Raw genomic sequence first — 26,229 nt, 5'->3', positions numbered from 1 at the left:
AGGGTTTTCATGTCATTGCACTAATTCGAACCAAGGGTCACTGAGCCGGAACCCGAGCGGGATCGGTCGCGCCCGTTCCAGGCGAACCCGACCGCAATGGCGACCGCCATCAGGAGTTGCGCCAGCACCGATTGCCAAGTGGGAAACACGCCGAGCATCGACAGCCGTGGCACGTCCGCGAGCGGTGCGATGTTGATAAGGCCGGCTTCCTGGAGCGCGGCGACGCCTTTACCCGCCAGCACGACGGTCAGGACCGCCATGAGCCAGGAGCTATAGCGGAAGAACTGCGCGATCGGCAGCTTGCGACTGTAGCGAAGCATGGCCCAAGCGATCAGGCTGAGCAGTCCAATCGCCGACCCGGCCCCCGCGAGAAGCATCCCGTTGTCACCTTGCGCCGAAAGCGCGGCATAGAACAGGATCGTCTCGAAGACCTCGCGATAAACTACGACGAACGCCAGCCCGAACAGGAACCAGCCCGACCCGCCCGAGAGCGCCCGCGACATCTTCTCGCGAATATAGCGCTGCCACTGATCGGCCTGCGCCTTGCCGTGCATCCAAATCCCGACCGAGAGCAGCACGACCGCGGCGAACAGCGAGCCAAACCCTTCCGTCAGCTCCCGGCTCGCACCGCTGATCCCGATCGCATAGGTGGCGACCGCCCAGGTGATCCCGCCCGCGATGATCGCGCTGACCCAGCCGCCATGCACGTACCGCAGCGCCTCGCCGCGCTCGGCTTTACGCAGGAACGCGATCATGGCGACAACGATGAGCAGGGCTTCGAGCCCTTCACGCAGCAGGATCGTGAACGCGCCCAGGAACGTGGACGCTTCGGTGGCGGCATCAGGCGCGAGCGCCGCTTCCGCATCGTCGAAAAGGCCGCCCAGTACTGCGACCTTCTCCGCGAGATCATCGGGCGACGCGCCCCGGTCGATCGAGGCGCGGAACTCCCCCATCGCGCCCTCGATTCGACCCATCAGCGTCGCGTCGCGCGCGGTGAGTGTTGGCTCGATCGGCTCGAACCCATCGAGATAGGCCGACAGCGCCAGCTCTTTCGCCATGCGCGCATCGCCGCGCCGCGCAGCCGCCACGCTTTCGGCGAGTTTGGCGCGGGCGACCGCGAGCGAGCCGGGAGCCTGTTGTATCACCTGTTCGGGATGACGACGCAGGAACGCGAGCACTGGGTCAGCCTTGGCGTCGCCGATCGCCGCGCCGAGCGCGGCCGGGGTGAGCGCGACCAGGGTTTTCAGGTCCGGAATGCGCCGGCGAAGGGTCGGGTCGGATTTCCAAAGCCGCTCGCCTTCGCGCGCCTGCGCATCCGTGAAGGCGAAGCTCCCGGCTCGGAATGCTAACGCCCAGCGCTGATCGTTGGGCAGATCGGCGAAGCTCTGCATCGCGGTCCCGTCGATGCCTTGCGTCACCACCTGATAGAGCGCGAACACGCTGCGCTGGCGCGCGCGCTCGGCATCGGTGAAAGCAATCGGGGGCGTAGCGAGCTTGGCGGCGTCAGGGCCACGGCCGTTGCCCGTCATCCCGTGGCAGGACGCGCAGGATTGTCGGAACAGGGCATCGCTGGAGACGAGGTTCGGAGCCTTATCGGGCGCGAGCGGCACCGGGTAGGCGCGCAACAGATCGGCCGCGAGCCCGTGCGCCAATGTTGCCACCTGTTCAGTCGGTCCCTTTTCCGCGATCACCGCCTGGAGGTTGGCAGCCCGCTGGATGAGGGCTTGACGCTCCGGCTTCGCCGGCAGGCCCTGAAGCCGTGTCGAGACCGACGCGGCGAACTCCGTCATCTCGGCATATTCCGACGTGCTCTTGATCCGACCGTTGGCGACCGCGCCGCCATAATCGACGGCCATATAGTCGAGCAGCCGCCATGCGGTTTGCACGTCGCCGGGTTCGGCGATTGCCGCAGCAGGGATCAGCAGCGCCGCGAGCGCGGAGAGCAGCCGCAACGAGAGCATTGCCCGGATCAACGCGAGCAGACGCACTACCGCTCTCCCAATTCGCGCCGAGCGCCAGTGACGATTTCATAAGCGGAGTGGAGGAACAGGAGGGCGATGAGGCCGGCGACGGCGAGGTCCGGCCAGGCGCTTCCTGTCCACGCCACCAGACCGGCCGCGGCGATCACCGCCACGTTGGCGAGCGCGTCGTTGCGGCTGAACAGCCAGATCGCGCGAACATTGGCGTCCCCTTCCCGGAAACGCGCAAGCACCAAGGCGGACACGACATTGATCGCGAGCGCGACAACGCCGATTGTGCCCATCAGTTCGGCATCGGGCGCGGTTGCGTTCAGGGCGCGCCAAATCGCGAAACCGATTACGCCCACGCCAAGCGCACCGAGAAACAACCCCTGCGTCAGCGCGACCTTTGCCCTCGCCCGTGCGGACCAGGCAAGCGCGAGAAGACCGATAAGGCTGATCGACCCGTCCCCGAGAAAATCGAGGGAATCCGCTTTCAGCGCTTGGCTATCGGCGATGAACCCGCCGAACAGCTCGGCGACTCCGAAGCCGAGGTTGAGCACCACGACGGTCAGCAGCGCACGGCGATAGGCCGGATCGGTTTGCGCGCGCGCGGGCTCCCCGTGGCACCCGCAGCTTTCGGTAGAAGCATTCATGCGGCCTTCCTTACCACCTCCAGTCGCTGTAGAAGCAAGCGAAATGTGCGACACGTTCGCATAAGCAAGGATGGCATGATGAAGCCGGTGATGATTGGGCAGCTCGCCAGCGAGACCTCGACGAAGGTGACGACGATCCGCTTTTATGAGTCGATCGGGTTGCTCCGATCCGCCCCTCGCACGGCGTCGGGTCGCAGAACCTACGATGCCAGTGACATTGAGCGTTTGCACTTCATCCGCAACGGTCGCCGGCTTGGCTTCTCCGTCGACGAGATCCGTTCGTTGATGGGGCTGGCGCAGAACCCGGACCAGGATTGTGGTGCCGCCTCAGCTATCGCTGCTCAGCACCTCAAGGATGTGGAGGAGAGACTGGCGCAACTCGCGGTGTTGCGGGATGAGTTGGCAATGCTCAGCCAGAGCTGCACCAAGGCGCGCATGGCCGATTGTCGGATCATGAAGGCGATCGGCAAAGGCCACCCTCAAGCCGATCAATAATAATCGGCCAGCCTGAGCTCGCGCACATCACCCGAGGCCATCGTCAGCTTTACGAGGGTGCCAGCAGGCCGGGAGCGCACTTGCCAGAGCTCCCCACGCGTATAGTTCGCATCGATCGAATGGCCGTTCACCGCCACGATCCGGTCGCCGACCGCCCAGCCAGCCTTTTCCGCGGGACTGTTCGCCGCCACATGAACAACGGTGAGCGCCGTTGGTGAGGCTGCGAGGCCAAGGCCGCTACGGTCCTTCAGCATCGGCAGGCGACGACGAGGACCGAGTGGCCGGAGCCACACGAATCCGGCGGTCACGTCGAACACCACGTCGAATTGAGCGATCAGCGGTAGGCCGACATTGCCAACCGTGCTGGTGGAGAGCCAAGCTCTCATCCCGAGTGTGGGGACGTTCGAGACGCCAAGCCCTTCGATGTTGATGTTCTGGATCGTGAAAGCATCGTTGATACGCACACCATCGACGCCGCCGATCGCCGCGGTCGAGACGAGCTTCCCGTTCAACAGCCCTTGATCGCGGGCATAGGCCGACGAGAGCATCAGCGCGGCCGAGCTGCCAAGATCGATCATCAAGGGCACGGGAGGCAAACCCGAGACGGAAGCTCGAATGAACAGCTCCTGCTTGGCACCGCGCCCGAGCGCGACAGCGCGCCAGTCGGGACCGGCGAGAAACGTGCCTGACTTGACGACCGCCATACGCCTTTTCGCGAAATCGAGCGCGATGCAGCTACCCGTGAACATATCGGCACCGAGGAGGATATCGATCGGTCGTCCGAAGGCCGCCGACACTGAACTCAGATCACCAACGACGGCAAAGGGTAAGCGACGGGTTTCGCGGGCGAGCTGTACGTCGATGTCGCGGACCAGCAGCACCGGGGCCTTGGCGCTCAGCCCGCTAATCATGCGCCGCTCACCATCGTTCAAGCCGAGCTTCGCCGCGAGCGCCGTGCTCATGATCGACGCGCCGCTGCCACTGTCGAGCACCGCCCGCACCGGCACTCCGCGCACTTGTGCCGAAACAAGGAGGGTATCACCCGTGCCGACTTCCAGCGGCTCCCATTCGAGGTGAGCCGCACCGAAGTTCCACGAGCCCGCAGACCGGGAAGTCTGTCGCGCGAGCGTTGGAGAACCGAGCACCAAGCCGGTTCCACAGGCCACCAGCCGCGCCACTAATGAGCGTCGAGACATACCGATTGCTTCAACACGGGCCGTCAAAAAGCCACCTCCAGCCCCCCGTCCGCAGGAGAGCAAATTGCGGTTACATGCTCCAGCCACTGGAGGAGCAAGTGCTTTTGGTGCGCCCGAAAATCCTCAGAAGCGCTTGGAGAACTTTAGATGAAGGATGGTGCAGACCGCTTAGATGCCTTCCCGATAACGAACGGTTCCGGGGGACGCTGGGCCGATCGGGACCGCGAACGGTGTAAACGCTCGCGCTAAGTGGCGGCATTCTGATCGCGCTATTTGTCGGCGAGCGTCGCTACGCGGCTACCGGCTTGGTCTCGGCCGATCGCACATAGGCGTAGAGTTTTGGCTTGGAGATGCCGAGCATCGAGCAAATCTTGGCGATCGGCATCGTGTTCTCGTGGTAGAGCCTGACGGGCAGGTCGCGCTTGTCCTTGCCGAGTGCGGCCGGCCGGCCACCCTTCTTGCCGCGAGCGCGGGCTGCGGTGAGACCGGCCTGGGTCCGCTCGCGGATCAGGTTGCGCTCGAACTCCGCCAATGCCCCGAACAGGTGGAAGGTAAGCTTGCCCGACGTGGTGGTCGTGTCGATCGCCTCGTGCAGGCTCAGCAGCCCGACCTTTTCCTCGTCGAGGTAGGTCATCCATCCGATCAGATCACGGAGCGAGCGGCCGAGCCTGTCGAGGCGCCAGACCACCAGTGTGTCGCCGGCGCGAAGCAGCTCCTTCACCTTTTCCAATCCAGGGCGAGCGGCAGTCGCCCCGGAGGCCTTGTCGGTGATGACCTTCTCGCAGCCGGCAGCCTTCAGCGCATCACGCTGGAGGTCCAGGTTCTGCTCGGCGGTCGATACGCGGGCGTAACCGATTTTCATGCGTAGGGCCGGTGGCGCCCCGATCGGGCGCGGTTTGGGAAGAAAGTCGTCATCGGCAGGTCTATGTTGCCCTAGTTTTCTTTACCGGGTAGATTTACGTCGAACAGGCCGGTTTGGCAACGCGAGCGGACTCGCATGGCGATGGGCAGGCAAATCTCCGTTTTCCTTACCTGCGACACGGACCGTCGGCGGTGACGCATCCGGCGCTTGTCCCGCCGCTGGCGATCGAGCGCTACCGCGTCCTTGAACCGCACCTCGCCGATGGCATCCCGCTCGCGGACCTCGCCCGCACCGGCACGCTGAGCGAGCGGACGTTGCAGCGCTGGCTCGGGCGCTACCGTGCCGAAGGACTTGCCGGTCTCGCGCGTCTGCCGCGCAACGATCGGGGCAGGCTGCACCTGCCGGAACATCTGGTCGAACTGACCCGCACTCTCGCCACCAAGCGCCCGCGACCCCCGGTCGCCGCCATTCACCGAAAGGTGCAGGAACTCGCCATCGCGCATGGACACCGAACCCCCAGCTATGCGGCCGTCGCGCGTGTCGTCAGGGCGATACCGGCAAGCCAGATCGCCGCAGCCTCCGATCCGGCCGTCTACCGCGACCAGCACGAGCTAGTGCATCGGCGCGAAGCCGCGACCTCGAACGAGATGTGGCAGGCCGATCATACCGTTCTCGACATTCTCGTGCTCGATGATGCCGGAACCCCGGTGCGTCCTTGGCTGACCGTCATCGTTGACGATCACAGCCGAGCCATCGCCGGTTACTTCCTCAGCCTCGATGCCCCCAGTGCCCTCAACACGGCGCTCGCCTTGCGGCAGGCGATCTGGCGCAAGCCCAATCCCGAATGGATCGTCAGCGGCATTCCCGAACAGCTTTACGTCGACAACGGCTCGGATTTCATCTCCGAGCATATCGAGCAGGCGTGCATCGCCCTCAAAATCCGCCTCATCCATTCGCTGCCGGGGCGTCCTCGCGGGCGCGGCAAGATCGAGCGGCTGTTCCGCACCATCAACGACATGTTCCTGCCCGACCTGCCCGGCCACCTGATCGCGGGCAAGCCGCTGTCGGCGCCAGTGCTCACGCTCGACGAGCTGCGCGCCCGCTTCGAGGCGTTCGTGTGCGGCGTCTATCATCGTCGCCCGCATGGCAGCACCGGCGAACCGCCGATCACGCGCTGGCAGAAGGGCGGGTTCCTGCCCGCAATGCCCGACAGCCTTGAACAGCTCGACATGCTGCTCGTGCACGTGCCCAAGCCCCGTAAAGTGCTGCGCGACGGCATCCGTCTGATGGGCAGGCGCTATGTCGAACCCACGCTCGCGGCCTTCGTCGGCGAGCAGGTCGAGGCGGTCTATGACCCCCGCGACCTGACCGAGATCCACGTCTACCACCAGGGCCGGTTCGTCTGCCGTGCGCTCAGCTCCGAGCACGCTGGGCACCCGTCGTTGCGCGCGATCCAGCGCGCCCGGCGCGGCGCGAAGGAGCGCGACAAGCAGGTGCCTGCCCCCACGGAGACCTTCGATGGCGACCAAGAGGATACGGCTTCCCGGCCCACCACCTACCGAGGGCTCCGGCTCTACGCCGCTGACGATTGAGTTCCTGGTCGAGCAGCCGTTCCTGGCGACCCGCGAACATGCCCGGTTCGTCGAGTTTGCCGAAGCCTGCGCGCACTACCGCTATATCGGCGTGTGTCATGGCCGGCCGGGCGTCGGAAAGACGCGATCGGCGCGCGAGTTTTCCAGCTTCCCCGACCTGGGGGAATATGCCGCGCTCCGTCCCATTGCCGCGCTCCTTGGCGAAAAGGTCGCTCGCTGCCGCGCCGTCTTCTACACCGTGTCGGTCAGCAACACGCCCAAGACGATCGACGCGGTGTTGGGCCTCAACCTCATTAAGCTGGGCTATGCCCGGCTGACGGTCGCGGGCGGCTCGCAGGACGAAATCACCCATGACGCCGCCCGCATCGCCTGCCCCCTCGTCATCGTCGACGAGGCCGACCGCCTGACCATAAAGTCGCTCGAACATCTCCGCGACATGGCCGATCGCCACGGCTTCGGGCTGATCCTGATGGGTATGCCGGGCTTGGAGAAGCGCCTCGCCCGCTATGCCCAGCTCTACTCGCGGATCGGCTTCGTCCACGAGTTCAAACCGCTTACCGAGACCGAAATGCGGCTGCTGCTCGCGACCCACGCCGGCGATTTCGGGATCAGCTTCGACCCGGCCCAACTCGACGCGATCGAAGCGCAGGCAGCCGTGATCCGCATCACGCGCGGCAACTTCCGGCTCATGGAGCGCCTGTTCGCGCAGATGCGGCGGATCATGACCCTCAACCGCGTCGAGGAGGTCACCGCTGACATCGTTCAGGCCGCGCGCGATTGCCTCGTCATCGGACCCGGCAACTGACAAATAGCGCGATCAGAACGCCGCCATTTAGCGCGAGCGTTTACAACCCATGGAAAAGCTGGGGCGAGTTGCTGGTGTCAAAACCGACCGGTTTTGACCCGGTTGAGGCATAGCTGATAGCCGTTACGATTCGATTTGGTAGGAAGGGGGTGGCCGCTTGCCTGCTGACGATCGCCCTATCCTCGCGACTATGGGGGTCGGCCCGCGTTTTGGCCTGCGCCTCTGATCAAACCGTCAGCGCGGCGTGAAACTTGAAAGGAAAGACGCCGTGAACGAAATGACAAAGCAGGAATTGGCAAGCAAAGTGCCCGCGGTCACGCTGGGTTTCTGGATCATTAAGATACTCGCGACCACCCTCGGCGAGACGGGCGGCGATACCGTCTCAATGACCATGAACCTCGGCTACCTAGTCGGCACCGCGATCTTCCTGACGGTGCTGATCGCCCTGGTCTGGTGGCAGGTAATGGCGACACGCTTTCACCCTTTCCTCTATTGGGCAACGATCATCGCCTCGACGACGGCGGGGACGACGATGGCGGACTTCGCCACGCGCTCGCTCGGTATTGGCTATACCGGAGGATCGGCGCTGCTGCTCGGCTGCGTTCTGGCCTCGCTGATCGTCTGGCATCGGGCGCTCGGATCGATTTCAGTCGATACCGTGCGCGAGCCGAAAGCCGAGCTGTTCTACTGGATCACGATCACCCTCTCGCAAACGCTTGGCACGGCGCTCGGGGACTGGACGGCCGATACCGGCAACCTCGGCTATATCGGCGCAGCGGGTATCTTCGCGGCGCTGCTCGCCGTGTTGGCGCTGCTCTACTACCTGACCAATGCAAGCCGCGTGCTGCTGTTCTGGGCGGCCTTCATCCTGACCCGCCCGCTGGGCGCAGCGGTCGGCGATTTTCTTGACAAGCCGCTCGATCATGGCGGCCTCGCCTTCAGTCGGCCGCTCGCGTCGGCGGTGCTAACGGCCGCAATCCTGCTCCTGATCGTGGTCCTCCCCCAACGGGCCGGAGAGCATCCCAATCGACCGAGCCGCGATTAAAACTGCTGCGCCTCGCCCCAGTAAGTGTCCCTTATCAATCGGGTATTAGCGCGAAGCCTCGAAGCTGGAGATTGGCTAATGTCGTGAGCGCGGAATCGTCGATCACCACGCCGGGCGTTACCTGATCCGACGTTATTTTGTTGGCGATCATGGCTTGGCTGCACACATGGACCCAAACGCCCGCGGTCCGGAGAGCCTCGATGAGCATGACATTCGGGTTCTCGGCCACTTTCATGCGGGCGGCGTAGGGCGCGTTCTGCAGGATGACGGGGGTTGCGGGGCCATGGATGATCACGACGATATCGCCAGGCCCTGGACGCACCTTGTCGGCGCCGAGCAGATTGACGAAGCGCGCAACCTTTTCAAGGCTGGGATTCAAGTGGTCGGGTGCGCTTGCGGCCTTGGTGATGTTGAACAGGACACGGTAGCGGAGCTTGGGATCGGGGCGCTCAGCGGCGCTCGGCACGGCCACTATGCCGCCAAAACGCGGTATCACGGGATAGAGGAGGTCAGGTGGTGCCGCCACCGAAGTCCCGCCCATCAGCGTCGTGGCCGCGAGTAAAAGCCCGGTAAGAACTCTTTTCGACAACGTTGCTCTCCCCTTGAGCCGCAGAGGCTGGATGCGCACCGCGAAAACGGTGACCTGCCGCTAAGCAACACTAAACTGGCCCATCATCCCGTTATCCTCATGTTCAAGGATATGGCAGTGGTACATGAAGGGAGCACTCTTGGCCGGATGATCGAAGCGGATGAGAAGCTCCACGGGCTCCCTGACAAGCACCGTGTCGCGCGGCCCCTGATCAAGAACGTCCGGCCTCCCGCCGGCCCGGCTGAGAACATCAAAGTGGACGCCATGAATATGGATCGGGTGGCGCATCATTTCGCCAGACACCTCCCATATCTCGGTGGAGCCGAGCTTCACGGTCTCATCGATGCGGTTCATGTCGAATGGCTTGCCGTTGATCGTCAGCCCGCCACCTCCGCTTGCTGATCCCATCATGCCGCCCATGCCCATGTTAAGGACGAGGCGGCGGCGGCGCACCGCCTTGCTGGCGTCAGGCCGAGCTCGCGATGCGAGAAGGGCCGGCACCGCCCCGCTGGCACGAGCCTGTCCCATCGGCCGCGGCTCGAACCGCACCACGGTCGCGGGCGCGTTGGCATTGCCCCTGCCGGCGCTTCGCCCCATCATCCCCATCCCGCCCGTCATCGAGTTGTTGCTATCGATCGCCGTCACAAGCGAAGCGGCTCTGCCGTCCGTGAAATCCACGAGAAGCTCAGCGCGCTGCCCTGGGGCCAAGGCTATAGCCGCGATCTCCACTGCCCTTTCTAGCAGGCCGCCTTCGGTGCCGATCCAGTGAAAGCTGCGCTGATCGCTGAACGATAGTTCGTAGATCCTGGCGTTCGATGCGTTGACGAGCCGCAGGCGGACCAACCGATTGGGGACCACCGCGGAAGGGTTAACCGCGCCGTTCACCAGGATCGTGTCGCCGCGTCGCCCCTGCATGGCGACCATCATGCCGCCCGGCAGGACAAGGCGACCATCTTCAAACTGGCGATCCTGAATAAGCAGCGGCAGGTCATCCACGCCATATTCGGAGGGCAGGCCCAGGCCCTGCTCTTCGTCATCGGTTACCAGCAATGCCCCGGCCAACCCTGAATAGACTTGCTCGGCCGTCAAACCATGGACGTGAGAGTGATAAAGCAGCGTCGCTGCTGGCTGCCGGATCGGGAGCGTGGGTCGCCAGGTCGCACCCGGCGCGATCAGCTGATGAGGGCCTCCGTCCAGTTCTCCGGGGACCAGAAGCCCGTGCCAATGCACAGTCGTGTCCGCCCCAAGCCCGTTGGTCACGGCAGCCGCGACATCATCCCCGCGACGCACCCTGATCGTTGGCCCGAGATAGCTGCCATTGTACCCGAGCGTGTCGCTCGGGCGGCCGGGATAAAAAGAGGTCGTTCCCGATTGGACACGTAGGGCGAACGAGCGGCTCGCCCCTGCGTCCAGCAGGGGCGGCACCGGAAGCGGAGTCTGCCCGCCGCTGCCAGTCGAGGCGGAGCGCGAGCAAGCGGCGGTGGCGAACAAGGCCGCTCCGCCGACCAACAGCGAGCGTCGGTCCAACATCTACATCTGATCCAAGACGAGACGCAGCCTGGAAGCCAGCTGGGCAGTCGCGTCGATCGGCTCCGCCGCTTGGCGCTCAAGCGCCTCAGCGGTTCGGCTTACCGTTCGCTTACAAGGTGCCTCGACAGTTCTGGCGAAATAGCAGCTCACAACGAACCTCCTAAGCGGGCGCTTGATTCAACGCCGTTCTATCATATATGCCTCATATAGGATTCTTGGAGTAGCCGTGTCACTTTTTCTCGCTGCGATGTCTCCGGAGCTTTTGGAGGAAAAAGCCGGCGAAGCTGAAGCGTTCTTGCGCTCGCTTGCGAGCCGGCACCGGCTGATGATCCTGTGCAGCCTGCTTGGCGGGGAATTGTCGGTCGGCGAACTGGGCGAACGCCTTGGGCTGACACAGTCCAATCTGTCCCGGCATCTGGCAACGCTGCGCGACGAAGGCCTGGTGGGAACGCGCCGCGCGCGAACTACGATCTACTACCGGATCACGTCCGAGCGCGTGCTGCCGATCCTTACCGAACTCTACAAGCTGTTCTGCGCCGAGGGCGGCGTCGAGCAAGGTCCATCCTGATGATGGAGGGCTTCACCCCATATTCGGCTATCCTGGGCGGTGCGCTCATCGGCCTCTCGGCCGCGCTCCTCTGGATTGCGAACGGACGGATCGCCGGCATCAGCGGCATCGTCGGAGGCATTCTTGCGCCGGCTCGAGGCGATGCAGCGTGGCGCGCAACGTTCCTGGCCGGCCTGATCGCCGCGCCCTTGCTCTATCGTGCGGCAGGGCGCGCGCTGCCAGACCTCACGATGCCTGCACCCCTCATGGTCGTGGTCGCGGCCGGTCTCCTGGTAGGATTTGGGACGCGACTAGGAAGTGGCTGCACCAGCGGGCATGGCGTCTGCGGGATAGCCAGGCTCTCGCCGCGCTCACTTGCCGCAACCAGCGTCTTCCTCATCACCGCTGCGGTGACTGTGTATGTCGCCCGCCACATCGTCGGACTCTGAGACAGTGACGAAGCTCCTCGCCGCCTTAGCCTCGGGGTTCATTTTCGGCTTGGGCCTGATCGTCTCCGCCATGGTCAGCCCAAGCAAGGTTCTGGCGTTCCTCGATGTCACCTCGCCATCTTGGGACCCGAGCCTCGTCCTGGTGCTGGTCTCGGCGGTCATCGTTGCAGCGTTAGGGTTCGCACTCGGCCGAAGGCGCACTGCCCCGCTTTTCGCCGCTACGTTCAACGGACCATCGAACCGGGCCCTTGATGGAAAGCTTCTCGTCGGCGCCGCCCTGTTCGGCATCGGATGGGGCCTTGTCGGATATTGTCCTGGCCCCGCCCTCGTCGCCTTGAGCCTGGGTGCGCCGGCGGCGCTGGTGTTCGTCATGGCGATGCTGGTCGGCATGGGCTCCTTCGCTCTTCTCGAACGCTATCGGGCGGCGAGGGTGGGAAGCTAACCTATGACGCCGGTCGATCTCCTCACCCTCCTATCCGGCGTGATCGTTGGTTTCACGTTGGGCGTGATCGGCGGCGGCGGCTCGATCCTGGCTATGCCGTTGCTCCTTTACGTCGTCGGCATGAAGGACCCGCACGTCGCGATCGGCACGAGCGCGCTGGCGGTCGCCGCCAATGCCTTTGCTAACCTGGTCCAGCACGCACGCGCCGGAACCGTGAAGTGGCCGTGCGCCCTTGTTTTCGGAGCATCGGGTGTCACCGGTGCCCTGATTGGTTCGACCCTCGGCAAGATGGTGGCGGGTCAGCACCTGCTGGTGCTGTTCGCAGGCGTCATGGTCGTGGTCGGGGTTTCCATGCTGAGAGGTAAATCCGGCGGCGGTGATCCCGGCGTGCACATCACGCGGCCGATCGCTGTACGGCTCGTCGTTATCGGGCTTCTCGCCGGCCTGCTGTCCGGGTTCTTCGGCATCGGCGGCGGCTTTCTGATCGTACCCGGCATCATGCTGGGAAGCGGCATGCCAATCCTCAATGCGGTCGGGTCCTCGCTGTTTTCCGTGGGAGCGTTCGGCTCGGCGACAGCCCTCAACTACGCACTGTCAGGGCTCGTGGACTGGCGCGTGGCCGGCTTCTTCATCGCGGGCGGCGTCGGCGGCGGCATCGCTGGCATGCGAACCGCAGTCCGCCTTGCCGACCACAAGAGCCTGCTCACTCGAATCTTCGCCTTCGTCCTGTTGGCCGTGGCCGCCTACATGCTGTTCCGCAGCCTGGGCGCGATCGGCAGCTAAGCACCCTTGGAGACCGATCATGATCTTTCGTCAGCTTTTCGAGCCGGAGTCCTCGACTTACACCTATCTCCTCGCCTGTCCCGAGACGCGCAAGGCAGTCCTGATCGATCCTGTCCTGGAGACGATCGAACGCGACCTGGCGGCACTTCAGGAACTGGATCTTGAACTGGCCTATACGCTGGAAACCCATGTGCATGCGGACCACGTCACATCGGCCTGCTACCTGCGAAGCCTGACCGGCTCCAAAATCGCGTACCCCGCCATGGACGGCCTGCCCTGTGCTGACGTTGGGGTCGCCGAGGACCAGCCATTGACGGTCGGCGCGCTCACCCTTCAGCCACTGTTTACGCCGGGGCATACCGACGCCCATCACACCTACCTTGTTGATCAGCCCGGCGTTCTCCGCGCTTTCACGGGCGACGCACTGCTCATCGACGGCTGTGGCCGCACCGACTTCCAGAACGGTGACGCCGCCACGCTCTATCAGTCGGTGACGCAGAAGATTTTCACCCTGCCAGGCGATGGCCTGATCTTCCCCGCCCATGACTACAATCATCGCCATATCACGACGGTGGCGCAGGAGCGCGAGCGGAACCCCCGTCTTGCGGGCAAGACCGTTCAGGAATTCGTGGCGATCATGGATGCTCTCGATCTTCCATATCCCAAGAAGATCGATGTTGCCGTTCCCGCGAACAAGCTGTGCGGTGATTGCCCGACAGACCTGCCCGAGCTGCTACGCCAGATTGGCGGCAAGTCCGAACAAGGCTGAGAGACTTATACAGGTTCATTTTAGGAGAAGATTGATGCTGACACGTACCTCGAAACAGCTGGTTTCTGAAGCCAATGCCGTTGTTGAAAGTCTCTCGCCCGAGGATGCGGCCCGGCTCGTCGGGGCTCCCGACGTGCAATTTGTTGACATCCGAGAGCCGGCGGAGGTCGCGAAAACGGGCCTCGTCGCTAGCGCGGTGCATGTGCCGCGTGGCCTGCTGGAGTTCCAGGTTGACCCGGAAAGCCCTACTCACAATGCGAAACTCGCCGCCTCATCGCGGTTGGTGCTCTATTGTGGGTCCGGTGCCCGCTCGGCTCTTGCCGCGAAATCACTCAAGGAAATGGGCGTTGAGAACGTCGTCCACGTTCCGGGCGGGTTTTCGGCGCTCAAAGAGGCTGGTGCCTCGATCGCACCGGAATAGGCCCAAAGTGCGATCAGGCGCCCGTTCTCGCTGGAGGAAATGATCATTGGATAGCCACATTGCTTTTTCCAGCCTCGGCTTAAGTCCGATCGCCCTTTCCATCGGGCCGCTCGACATCAGGTGGTACTCGCTGGCTTATATCATCGGCATCATTGCCGGATGGTGGTATCTGCTGCGGCTGATCGCTCAACCGGCCGCTCCCATGAACCGCCAGCAGGCGGATGATCTCGTATTCTACGCAACGCTCGGCGTAATCCTGGGTGGTCGGCTAGGCTATGTGATCTTCTATGGCCCCGAGATGATCCTTCACCCCCTGCAAATCCTAAAGCTCTGGGACGGCGGCATGTCATTCCACGGGGGTGCCGCCGGCGTCTCGCTCGCGCTGATCCTGTTCGCGCGACGGCACCGTCTCGATTGGCTGCGGGTCCACGATTATGTCGCCTGCACGGTGCCGATCGGCCTGTTCCTCGGCCGCCTCGCGAACTTCGTGAACGGCGAGCTTTGGGGCAAGCCGTCCGACATCCCTTGGGCGATCGTCTTCCCCGGAAGCCACGATGGCCGGCTCTGTTGCAAAAATCGTGAAGCTTGAGCATGCTTGGCGGAGATTGGACGGACGGAACGATGACGGATTTCAAGTGGCGCCATTTCCAGGGTGATGTGATCCTGTGGGCGGTGCGCTGGTATTGTCGCTATCCGATCAGCTATCGCGACCTTGAGGAAATGCTGGCGGAACGCGGCATTTCGGTCGACCATACGACGATCTATCGCTGGGTCCAGTGCTACGCCCCGGAGATGGAGAAGCGGCTGCGCTGGTTCTGGCGGCGTGGCTTTGATCCGAGCTGGCGCCTGGATGAAACCTACGTCAAGGTGCGGGGCAAGTGGACCTACCTGTACCGGGCAGTCGACAAGCGGGGCGACACGATCGATTTCTACCTGTCGCCGACCCGCAGCGCCAAGGCAGCGAAGCGGTTCCTGGGCAAGGCCCTGCGAGGCCTGAAGCACTGGGAAAAGCCTGCCACGCTCAATACCGACAAAGCGCCGAGCTATGGTGCAGCGATCACCGAATTGAAGCGCGAAGGAAAGCTGGACCGGGAGACGGCCCACCGGCAGGTGAAGTATCTCAATAACGTGATCGAGGCCGATCACGGAAAGCTCAAGATACTGATCAAGCCGGTGCGCGGTTTCAAATCGATCCCCACGGCCTATGCCACGATCAAGGGATTCGAAGTCATGCGAGCCCTGCGCAAAGGACAGGCTCGCCCCTGGTGCCTGCAGCCCGGCATCAGGGGCGAGGTGCGCCTTGTGGAGAGAGCTTTTGGCATTGGGCCCTCGGCGCTGACGGAGGCCATGGGCATGCTCAACCACCATTTCGCAGCAGCCGCCTGATCGGCGCAGAGCGACAGCCTACCTCTGACTGCCGCCAATCTTTGCAACAGAGCCTTATAAAGAACGGTCAAATCTGCTTATGTGATAAGTGCAATTATCACATGTTCGTTCACCAACCACCTGAGTAGTTGTGCAGTGTTTTGGCATTCACTACACATCCGGCATGGAGCGCTTCCATCCCCTCGCCGCCGACACCGACGTCCCACCCGAGGAGCTCGCCCTCGCGCAAGGCGAATGCGCGCTGGCGCTCGGCCGGCTCGACGGGCTCCTCGCCAGCCTCACCGATATCGAAAAACGGCTGTTCTGCGTAGGGCTGCTGCGGGAGGTGTTGCTTTCATCCCTGGCGCAAGCGGGATTTGCGGACGCCGAACACCGGTTCAACGCCTGGTTCGCCGGGCTCGACCGCGGCCCCCAAGAGACACCCCTCACCGGCTGCTCCGCCTATGCCGTGGTCCGCGCCCTGCTCGGCGAACTCAGCCGTCATCCGTGGGAACCGCTCGCCGATGCCGCGCAGACCATCGCTCTGGCCGCTCGCTTCGGGGCCGACCGCCCGATGCAAGCCGAAGACGCGCTGGCGGAGGAAGCGATCGGCAGGGCGATCACGCTAATGAAACAGGCCGGCGCGGATGACGAGACCCCCCTGCCCTTCGCGGGTCTGGCCCGCCTGCACGCGCTGCTGCGCGCCGATCCGCGGTTCGCGCCGCTGGAGCGCGCGGTGCAAATCCGTTCGTTTGGGAACCGCGCGGTGGCGATCGAGCAGGCCGCCACGCGCACCCCGCTCTGGGCGGTCGATGCCGCGCTGGGGCGGCTGCTGACCGCGTCCGGCGCGTGGGCCCGCGCCCTCCCCTGCCCCGGCGCGGTGACGGCGCAAACGCTGCAGCCGCAGCTCTGGCCGGGCGAACGCGCCATGCTGGCGGCCCGCAGCCTCCAGCGCAGCGTGACCCGGCTTGCCGAGCTGGTCGCGCAAGCGCGGCGGCGCGCGGTGCTGATGCGCGAGCAGTTGGGGCACCTGCGCTCGAGCGCGCGGGCACCGCAGGTGTGGATCCTGCTCGCTGGTTTTGCGCCACTCGGGCTCGATCAGATCACCTGGGCGTTCGGGATCAGTCGGCGCGGCACCTATGCGATCGGCGACGCCCTTGTGGCGGCGCGCATGGCACGGCGGGAGACGGTCAAGGGGAAGGCCCTGCTGGTCGTCGAAGAACCGGGAAGGGATGGGCAGCCGGCGTCTTTGGACCAGGCTACCGCCCTCCCCCATGCGGCTCTTGCCGAGTTCGACGCGGCGATGGGTGAGATCGACCGGCTGCTCGCCGGCAGTTCTGGCCATCCCTGACGCGGCATCGCGCGCATTCGGCGTGTATGAAAACTGATCTCTTCTTGACGTTATGTACAGATATCATACATAGACAGAGAAAGAAGGAGATGGCCAATGGCCACAACTGCCCATTCCGGCGTCCCCGCCAAAGCGCCCAGCCGCAAGGATCTGAGCGGTCCGGCGCTGCGCACCTTTTTCCGCATTGCCGACGCCTGGGACCTCAAGGAAGCCGAGCAGATGAAGCTTCTCGGGCTCGACAGCCGCTCGACCTTCCAGACCTGGAAGCGCGGCGCGGTCGCGGCGATTCCCAAGGATGCGCTGGAGCGCATCTCCTATGTCATGGGGATCTACAAGGGGCTGAAGATGCTCCTGCCCCGTACCGCCAACGAATGGGTACGCAAACCCAATGAGGCGCCGCTGTTCGCCGGACGCCCGGCGATCGAGCGGATGGCCTCGGGCAATGTCGCCGATCTCTACGTGGTGCGTCAATATATCGACGCGCAGCGCGGCTGATGGATGCCATTGCGACGACGCAAGTGCGGTGGCAACCGTGCTACCGGATCGTCGCAAGCCGGTTCCCGCCCATATCGCTGTTTGAGGATGTCGCGGATCCGGCCGACCTGGAAGCGGTCTATGCGATCGAGGCGATGACCAACGACCGGCTTCGCGACGAGGTCGGGGACCTCGCCCTCGTCCCACCGGAGGACCGCGTATCGGGACCCGGAACATCGGCGATCATGGCAGCGTTCACCCACCTAAATCCCGATGGCAGCCGGTTCTGTGACGGCAGTTTCGGGCTGTTCTACGCTGCCAGCACCATCGAGACTGCGGTTGCCGAGACGCGCCATCACCGAACCCGCTTCATGGCGTACACCCACGAACCGGCGCAGGAACTCGACATGCGCGTCTACGCGGTCGACCTGGACGCCATGCTCCACGATATTCGCGGCCTGCGCGATGAACGCCCTGCCCTCTACGCCCCGGACAGCTATGCCGCCGGCCAGGCGCTTGGCCGGCACCTGCGTGAGCAAGGTTCGGATGGCATCGTGTACCAAAGCGTGCGCGACGCCGACGGCGAGTGCGCCGCGGTGTTCCGCCCTCGCCTACTCGCCAACAGCCGACAGGAGCGGCACCTGTGCTACGTTTGGGATGGCCGGGCGATTGTCACCGTCTACGAGAAGAAGACATTCGCCTAAAGGTCCTGCGGACAAGCTAACCTTTCGGCCTTGAGTGACGCCTGTCAGGAATAGACCCCGGCAGCCATACGATCGAGATCTTCCATGACGATATCGATATCGCCATTCGCAACCAATTCCGCGGCCGTTTTCCCAACTCCAGAAATGGGTTGATGCTTGAACCAGATAACCGCCTTGCCTTCTTCGCCTGCAAGTTCTGCCGCTCGCGTTATAACTCGGGCTATTTCCTCCAGTTTGGCCCAGTCGGCCCCAAGCTGCGATTTTGGCCAAGTCGGAGAACGTTTTGGGAACGTGGCATTCGGTATTGACGATGGAAATCATAGAAGAGGACAGTTCGCTCCATCATAGGGAGTGGGTTGATGGATCGGAGTATTCCGGGCGGGGATTTGATCGGACGATGGAGCCTGAGCTTTGCCGATATTGATTTTGTAAATTCGAAGCCGGCCCTGACGCGCCTTGGCCTCGCCGCGCAGCTGAAATTCTTCGCTTCCCTGGGGTTTTTCGCGATCGATCCCGGCTCAATCCCTACCGATGGCCTCTCGTATCTGGCCGAGCAACTCGGTGTCGAGGCTGGCGAGATAGCCGGTTATGACTTTTCCAGTCGGACAGCACGACGGCATTGTGCGGAGATCCTGATCCATCTTGGATATCACCGCATGAAGCGGGTGGATCGCGCGCAATTGACGGAATGGATTGCTGGCGAGCTGTGCCCGGGCGGCCAGTCGATCAATGCCATGCTTGAGCATGTTTTCCTGTGGTGCCGGGACCGGCGTATTTATGGGCCGTCGCGCAAGGAGCTTGAACGTGTCGTTCGCTCACAACGGCAAGATTATCTGGACACCTGGCTGATCGGAGCCAGTGATCGGCTTTCGTCAGATGCGGTGGCGTTATTGGAAGCCTCGCTTGCCGATCCGGACAGCTCGACCGGATTCAACAGGATGAAGGGTGACGCCGGACAGGCAACGCTCGACAACATTCTCGACGTGACCGAGAAACTCGCCTTTATCCAGAGACTTGATCTTCCCCATGATCTCCTGACGGCTACGGGCAAGCCATGGGTCGATCAGATTGTTCGCCGCGTTGCCGGTGAAAAGGCCTCGGAGATGCGCCGGCATGCGCCGGCGCGACAGCTCGGCCTTTATGCGATTTATCTAATGTCGCGGGAGGCGCAACTCACTGACGCGATGATCGACCTGCTGATCGAAACCGTTCACAAGATCGGAACGCGCTCGAAACGCAAGGTGGTGGGCGATATCGCGAAAGACATCGAGCGGGTCTATGGAAAGGAGCGCCTGCTGGTCGAGATCGCCAGCGCCTCGATCAATGAACCATCGGGGCGCATCTGCGATGTCATTTTCCCGATCGCCGGTAAGGCCAAGCTGGCGGCGATCGTCAAGGAGAGCCATGCGAAGGGCGCTCTGGACCGGCGCATCTACAAGGTGATGCGTGGTTCCTGGGCCAATCATTACCGGCGCATGCTGCCAAGCCTGCTTTCCGTACTTGAGTTCCGGTCGAACAACGCGGTGTGGCGGCCGGTCCTGGCGGCCCTCGACTGGATCAGGAGCAAGGTGGATGGCGGATGCCGCTTCGTGCCATTGCAGGATGTTCCGATCGATGAGGTGATTCCAGCGCGATGGCGCAGTTCCGTCATTGATGACGATGGGCGGGTAAACCGGATCAGCTATGAGCTTTGCGTCCTGACGCAACTGCGCGACCGCATCCGCTCCAAAGAAATCTGGGTGGTCGGGGCGGATCGCTATCGCAATCCCGATGACGATCTTCCCAAGGACTTCGAGATCAGGCGAGATGCGTACTATTCCGGCCTCAGCCTGACGCCAGATGCGCAGGCGTTTTGCGCCTCGATCCGGGAGGAGCTTGAACGGGAACTGTTGCTCCTCAATGCCAATATTCCACAAAACGACAAGGTCCGGCTCCTGTGGCGCGGCGACAACCGGATATCGATTACACCGTTCAAGCCCTTGCCCGAACCGAAGGGTCTCGCTTCGATCAAAAGCGAGATCGGTCAGCGCTGGCCGATGACCGGACTGCTGGACGTGTTGAAAGAGGCTGCTCTGGACACGGGATTGATGGATGCTTTCGAAACGTCGGCCTCGCGGGTTACCCTGTCGAAAGCAGCCTTGGCTCAGCGTCTTTTGCTGTGTCTCTATGGCTTGGGCACGAACGCCGGGCTCAAGCGGGTCGCTGGCGCAACACCCGATGTCAGTTACGAGGAATTGCTGCATGTCCATCGCCGTTTCATCCACGCGCCAGCGCTGAGGGAGGCGTGCGCGCGGGTAGCAAACGCGACACTGGCAATCCGCAATGCCGCAGTATGGGGAGATGCGGGCACGGCATGCGCGTCCGATTCAACGAAGTTCGGCGCGTGGGACCGCAACCTGATGACGGAATGGCACGCCCGCTATGGCGGCCGTGGCGTCATGATCTACTGGCATGTGGAGAAGCGCGCGACCTGCGTTTATTCCCAGCTCAAGCGGTGCTCTTCCTCGGAGGTCGCCTCCATGATCGAAGGCGTGCTACGCCATTGCACCGACATGGAAATCCAGCGCCAGTACGTCGATAGCCACGGCCAGAGCGCAGTCGGCTTTGCGTTCTGCCGACTCCTTGGATTTGAGCTTGCCCCGCGGCTGAAAGCAGTGGCACGCCAGAAACTGGCCCTTCCCCAAGCCGGCATGCGCACGCGGCTTTCCAATTTACTGCCGATCCTCTCCAGCCCGATCGACTGGGACGAGATCGAGCAACAATATGACGAAATGGTCAAATATGCCGCTGCCATGCAATCGCGCACCGCCGATCCGGAAGCGATCCTGCTCCGGTTTGCCAGAGCCGAAGTGATGCACCCGACCTACAAGGCGCTGAGTGAACTCGGCCGCGCGGTCAAAACAATCTTCCTATGCCGGTATTTGCGTCAGGAGGCATTCCGCCGCGAGATCCACGAAGGGCTGAATGTGGTTGAGAACTGGAACGGCGCTAATGGTTTCGTGTTCTTCGGCAAGGGCGGCGAGATCGCCACCAACCGCATCCATGAGCAGGAAATCTCCGTTCTGGCGCTACACCTCCTGCAAGCGTCGCTGGTGTATGTGAACACCCGCATGCTTCAGACCGTACTGGTTGAGCCGAAGTGGGCGGGGCGGATGACGCCGGAAGATTATCGTGGTCTCACGCCGTTGATCTACAGTCATGTGAACCCTTATGGCCGCTTCGACCTCGACCTGAACGACCGGATTGATTTTGGACGGCTTGCAGCGTGAGGCGGCTGATCGGCCTATAACATTTGGGTACACCCCAGAGTGATAGGGCCGAGTGACACCATTCGTCTGTCACAAAAGGGTGGGTTTGCGCTCAATGTGACGATACACTGCAAGAGCCACCCTAATGTGACGGATTTTGCACTTGGCTCGTATCGGATATGCCCGCGTCAGCACCACGGACCAGGATCTGGATATCCAGATTGGCCGCCTCAAGAATGCAGGTTGCGAAATTATCCGTTCCGAGACCGGATCGGGGGCCTCGCGGAGCGGGCGCACGGAACTGGAAACGATCATGCAGTTTATGCACACCGGCGACGAGCTGGTCGTGCTGCGGCTCGACCGGCTCGGCCGCTCCACGCGCGATGTCCTGAACCTGGTGCATGAGCTTGATGAAAAGGGAGCTTCGCTGCGCATCCTTGAGCCAGAGGTGACGACGGCGGGCGACATGGGGCGAATGGTCATCACCATACTCGGCATGGTCGCCGATATGGAGCTGAAGTTCATCAAGGATCGTCAGCGCGCCGGGATCGAAGCGGCGCGCGCCGAAGGCGTTTACAAAGGCCGGAAGAAGAACGTCGATGACGATGAAATCCGCCGTCGCCTTGCCGCCGGCGCCAGCAAGGCCCGCGTTGCCCGCGACCTGAAGGTCTCACGAATGACCGTCTATCGGGCGCTCGACATTATTCCGTCACAGACCAAACTGCCGGAAAAGCCGCCCACTGCCAGCATCGCCCTGCATCTGATTATCGAGAACTTCAACAAGCGTGGAAGAGGTAGAAAACCCGCTCGGGAGCGGATTGAGGCGATGCTGGAACGCGACTACGCCATGGTAAAAAACGGCAATTGTGATTACAAACTGACCGTCGCCTATGACCCCGATCCGGATGGCATTTCCCTTGATGAGGAAATCCAAAGCCTCCTCTCCGAGATGTTCAACATCGCAGAGAGCTACAATTGCTCCATGGAAGCCGATATCTACGAGGTCGGTGGTCAGCAACGGTCCTGGTAGAATCAATCAAGCGTTCAGTGTTCGTTCTTCAACCTGGCCAAAATCGCAGCTTCGGGCCGACTGGGCCAGTTTAATCTGCACGGTCGGGGCGGAGGGATACAGAGTCATGGCCTTAGGATCCAGGCGAGCAACGCGAGCCAAATGCGCCATGGAGAAGCGCAGGCGCTCCGCCAGACGACGGGGCGAGATGATCTCATTCTCGCGAATGTCATCCTGGAAGGCTGCAGTCATAGGGCAGTCCATATTCAACATGTGAAGACAAAACTCTCACGTCTCAGAACCGCTGAAGATTGTCCTAGCTCCAATGCTGATCGAGCAGCGCTTTCAACGCGGCCTCCGCTTCAGCCCGCGTACCACCGGCATGCGGGAGCAAGGTAAGTTTGAGACCCTTACGATCCACCGCCTCCACTTTCAGCAATGGTTTCCCCCCTTCGGACACGATCGTTTCCGGCTTTCCTGACTTCTTGGGGGATCCTGACCTCTTGGGGGGATCGGCGGCCAGAGCGAGCGCGCGTATGATATCGGGGACCGGCATCGGTGCTGCGCGATCGGACTGCACCTGAGCGAGACGTCCCGCCTCGGCGAACACACGCTGCCGCCGATCCTCCGGTTTCAAGAGAGGCTTGATCGCGGTGACATGCTTGATCCTGAGATCCTGCGGAAGGGCGAAGGCCGCCATCAGTTCCGCCGGCAGCCGGGCAAGGTCGAGATAGCGGCTGAGCCAGCTTTCCGTGACATTGATCCGCTCGGCCATCACCTTCTGGCGCCCCTCATAATAGGCGTCGAGCGCGCGCAGATAGTCGCGCGCGCGCTCCAGATCGGTGAGATCGTCGCGCGCCCGATTCTCGAGGTCAGCGAGACGGAAGGCCTCCTCGTCGGTAAGGCTACGGATATCGACGAGAAAGCGGAAATCCGGATAGTTGTGGGCGCGCAGCCAACTGATCGTCCAATGCCGGCGCGCGCCGCAAATCACCTCGAAATCGAAGGCAGGATCGTCCTTCACGCGGCGAACGATGGCGGGCATTTCTTGCTTGCCCTGCGCCTTGATGCTCTCGATGAGGTCGGCGCACCGCTCCTCATTGAGGAGCGCATATTCGCGGTTATGCCCCGCCCACATTCGGCAGCGCGCGGGATCGACAAGCTCATGGGTGCGCGAGACGACGCTGCCCGTCGCCAATTCGGCAAGCCGGCTTTCCCGGCCCGCCAGCACGCTCGCACCGATGCCAGGGCGCCGCGCCGCTGGGGCTTGCGCCCCCGGGTCGATTCCGGCGACCAGATCAGCCGCGAAGTTGGCGTTCTTCTTGCTCATCATCCACCCCTTCTACCCGGAATTGCACCGGTGCAATTTTGCTCGCATCAGGCGAGTCCCTCCTTGCGAAGCCGCGTCAAATGGCTCGGCCACATCGACCGAATGTCGACCTCAATTTCACTGTTCACGCCATCAAGATAGGCAAGGCAGCGGTTGCGCACCGTCGAACTGGTGACCGGGCCGTCCAGCTCGTAGACGGTCATCAGCCGCGCCGTTGCATTGTCGATTTCGGCCGAATCCTTGAGCGGCGTACGGACGATCGCGTGACCGAAAAGGGTCCGCATCAGGTTCAGCAGTTCCTTCTGCATCGACTTATTCTCATCGACCTTGGACGCCACAAAGCGCAGGAACTGCAGCGACGGCGCCAAGCCGCGATCGGCCAGCGTCTCTATGGTCTCATCGAGCATGGCGAGGAAGGCCGCCGTCGACGAGAAGTCCATCACCGTCGGCGGAACCGGCACCACCAGCGCATTGGCCGCGCGCAGCACCGAAAGCGAGATCGCGCCGAGCGCCGGAGGCGGATCGAGAACCACCACATCGAACCGATCGGCAATGCTCGCGATGCCTTGCGCCATGCGGTCGATCAGGTTCCCCTGCCCCCGCGCCATGCGCGCTGCGATTTCATATTCCGACTGGAACAGCCGCAGATTGGCCGGAACAAGCTCGAGGCCGTCGAAGTGGGTCTTGCGCAGGGCATAGTCGAGCGACTCCATGTCGTCGTGCCGCAGGAATGGATAGAGCGTGTCCTCCTCGGTCAGGTCGAGGTCGGGCACATAGCCGAATAGCGTGGTTGCCGACGCTTGGCTGTCGCAATCGATGAGAGCCACCCGGTAGCCCTTGATCGCGAGATATTGGGCCAGGTGCACCGAAAGAGTCGATTTCCCCACCCCGCCCTTGAAGTTCTGCACCGCGATAACGCAGCAGGGATCGGTTGCGGCCCGCCAGGGCCGGGTGCCGAACAGTCCGCGCATGTCGTTGAGCTGCGCCAGGGTATAGCCGACACGCCGATTATTCTCGGTTCGCGGAGGCGGCGGCAAGCGGCCGTCCTTCTCGGCCTCGCGAATGGCCGCCGCGGTTCGGCCGACCAGTTCCGCGGCCTTGCCAATCGGGAACGTCGGCTCGCGCCGCTCGTCCGCCCGGGCACTCCGCGCGGAGTCGCGGAGCCGCTCGAGGACAGAGCTGGTCCGTTGTGCGAGCGTCGAGACGGACAGCAGGTCCTGCGTGCCCTCAATGTCGAGTGATGCAGCCAAGAGAGGCCCCCTTGCGAAACTAGAGGGGGCATAGCTCAATTTGCACTTTTAGGTCAATCGAAGGCTGATTTTCGCAAGTCGGCCCAGCCCGAAGGGCGAAACTTGCCCAATCTGCGCCGCAGACCTTTTGCGCCCCCTCGCAACCTGACCCCTTGGGGGCAGTTCACCCCGAAATTGCACCGGTGCAATTTCGGCTCAGGGGCGCCCGCGTCGTGCCAGGAAACTCTCGCAGAAGCCGGTCCAGGATGCGATCAGCTTGGCGCCCTTGAGCTTCGCCAGCCTTTCGCCCATCTGCGCGCGATAGGCATCGGCAATGAGATCGATGTCCCAACCGCCGCCAGCCGAACGGCCGATGGCCGCGAGCGTGTCCGAGCCAAAGCGGATCGTGCCGTTCGGGAAGGTGACCTCCCCTGCCCCAGCCTTATCCTTTGACACCAAGGCCGCCACCGCCGCCTGTGTGACAGCCTCGACGGCAACGGTCTCCACCTCGTCCTCGCGCCGCGCCTTTCTGCCCGCAGAGTGCCGACCGATCTCATCCACGGTCGCGATTTGGGCCGGAGCATCCTTGGGCTCAAAGCGGAATTCGATTTCGGTGACAGTTCTGCCCTGGCGGATCTCCCGCCACTCCACGCGAAAATGGGCGAGCTGGTCGATTTCGGCCTTCGCCTTTTCGAGAACTTTGCGGCGCAGCTGCGCGAAATCCTTGTAGACGTCCGGCGCGATGCCGAGCAGCGCACGCAGCGCCGTCATGTCGCCCTTCCAGAGCGACTGGCGCCTATGCAGCCTCAGCGCCCCGATCTCGTACAGCTTGAGCGCATAGGTTGATCGGAAGCCGAGCACCGCCTGGCGGTTCAGGACCGCATAGGTCTCCGATTCCTGGATCAGCTTTCGGGCTTCGGGCGTGAACTCCCACTCGATCCACCCAGCGTCCGCGCCCTCTTCGTCTTCCGCTTCTTCGCGCGACGACGAGATAAGCGAAAAGCGCAGCGTCGCCTTCTTGCCGCGCCAGGACTTGTCGTCGACCGCGAAAAGCGTGCGGTGCAATTCCTCAAGCATATCCGAGATGCGCTCATTGCCCTTGTGGCCGCGGCGAATGTCCGCCTTTCGCATCTTGTGCGGGCGGTCCTCCCAGGCATCACCGCCCGCGGTCAAAATCATCAGCGCAAGCAAACGCGAAGCAGTCAGGCTAAGCGACTGGCCTTTGACGAACTTGACCTCGACGATGCTGCCGGGCTTGGCGAACTCGTCACCGCCCTTTGCCTGCAGGGCGGCAGCCACCCGCATCGCCCGTCCCGGAGAAGCGTCATCGCCGGTGGGGGAGGGCGTTACAGCGTGATCTAGGGCTTGCTCGTCATCCAT

General features: G+C 63.0%; 26 protein-coding genes and 1 pseudogene. 17 read left to right on the top strand and 10 right to left on the bottom strand.

What is annotated here, in order from left to right:
- Positions 1–20: 20 nt before the first annotated feature.
- The gene (locus K426_RS25385) at positions 21–1,988 is read right to left on the bottom strand and encodes a cytochrome c/FTR1 family iron permease (RefSeq protein ID WP_004212871.1); all 1,968 of its coding nucleotides are present in this window, start codon (positions 1,986–1,988) and stop codon (positions 21–23) included.
- Positions 1,988–2,614: a cation transporter gene (locus tag K426_RS25380; protein WP_004212870.1), complete on the bottom strand. Its 627-nt coding sequence runs from the start codon at positions 2,612–2,614 to the stop codon at positions 1,988–1,990. Before K426_RS25380 ends, K426_RS25385 begins: the two co-directional genes overlap by 1 nt.
- 75 nt (positions 2,615–2,689) lie before the next feature.
- Here K426_RS25380 and K426_RS25375 point away from each other — a divergent pair, with 75 nt between their 5' ends.
- On the top strand, positions 2,690–3,109 hold the full coding sequence (locus K426_RS25375) for a MerR family transcriptional regulator (RefSeq protein WP_007406847.1): 420 nt from the start codon (positions 2,690–2,692) through the stop codon (positions 3,107–3,109).
- Here K426_RS25375 and K426_RS25370 read toward each other — a convergent pair.
- Positions 3,103–4,305: an aspartyl protease family protein gene (locus tag K426_RS25370; protein WP_013039112.1), complete on the bottom strand. Its 1,203-nt coding sequence runs from the start codon at positions 4,303–4,305 to the stop codon at positions 3,103–3,105. The two genes, K426_RS25375 and K426_RS25370, sit on opposite strands and share 7 nt — an antisense overlap.
- A gap of 289 nt (positions 4,306–4,594) precedes the next feature.
- On the bottom strand, positions 4,595–5,167 hold the full coding sequence (locus K426_RS25365) for a recombinase family protein (RefSeq protein WP_009824027.1): 573 nt from the start codon (positions 5,165–5,167) through the stop codon (positions 4,595–4,597).
- Positions 5,168–5,358: 191 nt separating this feature from the next.
- Between K426_RS25365 and K426_RS25360 the strand changes: the two genes are divergently transcribed.
- From K426_RS25360 to K426_RS25350, 3 genes are all read left to right on the top strand, one after another.
- The gene (locus K426_RS25360) at positions 5,359–6,759 is read left to right on the top strand and encodes a Mu transposase C-terminal domain-containing protein (protein WP_004212864.1); all 1,401 of its coding nucleotides are present in this window, start codon (positions 5,359–5,361) and stop codon (positions 6,757–6,759) included.
- Positions 6,686–7,564, top strand: coding sequence for an AAA family ATPase (locus tag K426_RS30610; protein WP_009824028.1), 879 nt, complete (start codon positions 6,686–6,688; stop codon positions 7,562–7,564). Before K426_RS25360 ends, K426_RS30610 begins: the two co-directional genes overlap by 74 nt.
- Positions 7,565–7,841: 277 nt before the next feature.
- Positions 7,842–8,609, top strand: a complete 768-nt coding sequence (locus K426_RS25350; RefSeq protein ID WP_041393782.1) for a COG4705 family protein — start codon at positions 7,842–7,844, stop codon at positions 8,607–8,609.
- 34 nt (positions 8,610–8,643) lie between these two features.
- Here K426_RS25350 and K426_RS25345 read toward each other — a convergent pair whose 3' ends face one another.
- The gene (locus K426_RS25345; RefSeq protein WP_014072613.1) at positions 8,644–9,150 is read right to left on the bottom strand and encodes a DsrE family protein; all 507 of its coding nucleotides are present in this window, start codon (positions 9,148–9,150) and stop codon (positions 8,644–8,646) included.
- A gap of 108 nt (positions 9,151–9,258) precedes the next feature.
- On the bottom strand, positions 9,259–10,728 hold the full coding sequence (locus K426_RS25340) for a multicopper oxidase family protein (RefSeq protein WP_014072612.1): 1,470 nt from the start codon (positions 10,726–10,728) through the stop codon (positions 9,259–9,261).
- A gap of 295 nt (positions 10,729–11,023) precedes the next feature.
- Between K426_RS25340 and K426_RS25335 the strand changes: the two genes are divergently transcribed.
- The 13 genes and pseudogenes from K426_RS25335 to K426_RS25275 all read left to right on the top strand — a co-directional run bounded on the left by K426_RS25335 (position 11,024) and on the right by K426_RS25275 (position 22,311).
- Complete coding sequence (locus tag K426_RS25335; RefSeq protein WP_335339811.1) at positions 11,024–11,296, top strand: ArsR/SmtB family transcription factor; 273 nt, start codon at positions 11,024–11,026, stop codon at positions 11,294–11,296.
- A 2-nt stretch (positions 11,297–11,298) separates the two neighbouring features.
- The gene (locus K426_RS25330) at positions 11,299–11,724 is read left to right on the top strand and encodes a YeeE/YedE family protein (protein ID WP_041393786.1); all 426 of its coding nucleotides are present in this window, start codon (positions 11,299–11,301) and stop codon (positions 11,722–11,724) included.
- A 4-nt stretch (positions 11,725–11,728) separates the two neighbouring features.
- A complete protein-coding gene (locus tag K426_RS25325; RefSeq protein WP_014072609.1) occupies positions 11,729–12,166 on the top strand; it encodes a DUF6691 family protein in 438 nt (145 codons plus the stop codon).
- A 3-nt stretch (positions 12,167–12,169) separates the two neighbouring features.
- Positions 12,170–12,949 (top strand): sulfite exporter TauE/SafE family protein, encoded by a 780-nt coding sequence (locus K426_RS25320; RefSeq protein WP_014072608.1) that lies wholly within the window; start codon positions 12,170–12,172, stop codon positions 12,947–12,949.
- A 19-nt stretch (positions 12,950–12,968) separates the two neighbouring features.
- A complete protein-coding gene (locus K426_RS25315; RefSeq protein WP_014072607.1) occupies positions 12,969–13,718 on the top strand; it encodes an MBL fold metallo-hydrolase in 750 nt (249 codons plus the stop codon).
- Positions 13,719–13,752: 34 nt separating this feature from the next.
- Entirely contained in the window at positions 13,753–14,139 is a 387-nt protein-coding gene (locus K426_RS25310; RefSeq protein ID WP_014072606.1) for a rhodanese-like domain-containing protein, read from the top strand.
- 46 nt (positions 14,140–14,185) lie between these two features.
- Positions 14,186–14,683, top strand: a pseudogene (gene lgt, locus K426_RS25305) (prolipoprotein diacylglyceryl transferase); the annotation flags it as partial.
- Between the two features lie 77 nt (positions 14,684–14,760).
- On the top strand, positions 14,761–15,525 hold the full coding sequence (locus tag K426_RS25300; RefSeq protein WP_001389365.1) for an IS6-like element IS6100 family transposase: 765 nt from the start codon (positions 14,761–14,763) through the stop codon (positions 15,523–15,525).
- A 163-nt stretch (positions 15,526–15,688) separates the two neighbouring features.
- Positions 15,689–16,855, top strand: a complete 1,167-nt coding sequence (locus K426_RS25295) for a hypothetical protein (RefSeq protein WP_007686500.1) — start codon at positions 15,689–15,691, stop codon at positions 16,853–16,855.
- A gap of 96 nt (positions 16,856–16,951) precedes the next feature.
- On the top strand, positions 16,952–17,350 hold the full coding sequence (locus K426_RS25290; RefSeq protein WP_007686501.1) for an MbcA/ParS/Xre antitoxin family protein: 399 nt from the start codon (positions 16,952–16,954) through the stop codon (positions 17,348–17,350).
- Complete coding sequence (locus tag K426_RS25285) at positions 17,350–18,033, top strand: RES family NAD+ phosphorylase (protein WP_013041559.1); 684 nt, start codon at positions 17,350–17,352, stop codon at positions 18,031–18,033. The genes K426_RS25290 and K426_RS25285 overlap by 1 nt, the downstream gene beginning before the upstream one ends.
- A gap of 359 nt (positions 18,034–18,392) precedes the next feature.
- Entirely contained in the window at positions 18,393–21,302 is a 2,910-nt protein-coding gene (locus tag K426_RS25280) for a Tn3 family transposase (protein ID WP_021224283.1), read from the top strand.
- 142 nt (positions 21,303–21,444) lie between these two features.
- The gene (locus K426_RS25275; RefSeq protein WP_006953933.1) at positions 21,445–22,311 is read left to right on the top strand and encodes a recombinase family protein; all 867 of its coding nucleotides are present in this window, start codon (positions 21,445–21,447) and stop codon (positions 22,309–22,311) included.
- A 6-nt stretch (positions 22,312–22,317) separates the two neighbouring features.
- Here K426_RS25275 and K426_RS25270 read toward each other — a convergent pair whose 3' ends face one another.
- From K426_RS25270 to K426_RS25255, 4 genes are all read right to left on the bottom strand, one after another.
- A complete protein-coding gene (locus K426_RS25270; protein WP_237230194.1) occupies positions 22,318–22,542 on the bottom strand; it encodes a hypothetical protein in 225 nt (74 codons plus the stop codon).
- 64 nt (positions 22,543–22,606) lie between these two features.
- On the bottom strand, positions 22,607–23,620 hold the full coding sequence (locus tag K426_RS25265) for a ParB/RepB/Spo0J family partition protein (RefSeq protein WP_013849890.1): 1,014 nt from the start codon (positions 23,618–23,620) through the stop codon (positions 22,607–22,609).
- A gap of 47 nt (positions 23,621–23,667) precedes the next feature.
- The gene (locus K426_RS25260) at positions 23,668–24,870 is read right to left on the bottom strand and encodes an AAA family ATPase (RefSeq protein ID WP_007688084.1); all 1,203 of its coding nucleotides are present in this window, start codon (positions 24,868–24,870) and stop codon (positions 23,668–23,670) included.
- A gap of 195 nt (positions 24,871–25,065) precedes the next feature.
- Positions 25,066–26,154, bottom strand: a complete 1,089-nt coding sequence (locus K426_RS25255) for a replication initiation protein (protein WP_007688083.1) — start codon at positions 26,152–26,154, stop codon at positions 25,066–25,068.
- Positions 26,155–26,229 lie beyond the last annotated feature (75 nt).

Source organism: Sphingobium sp. TKS (genome assembly GCF_001563265.1).
Lineage (GTDB): Bacteria > Pseudomonadota > Alphaproteobacteria > Sphingomonadales > Sphingomonadaceae > Sphingobium.
This window is presented reverse-complemented; position numbering and strand designations above follow the sequence as displayed.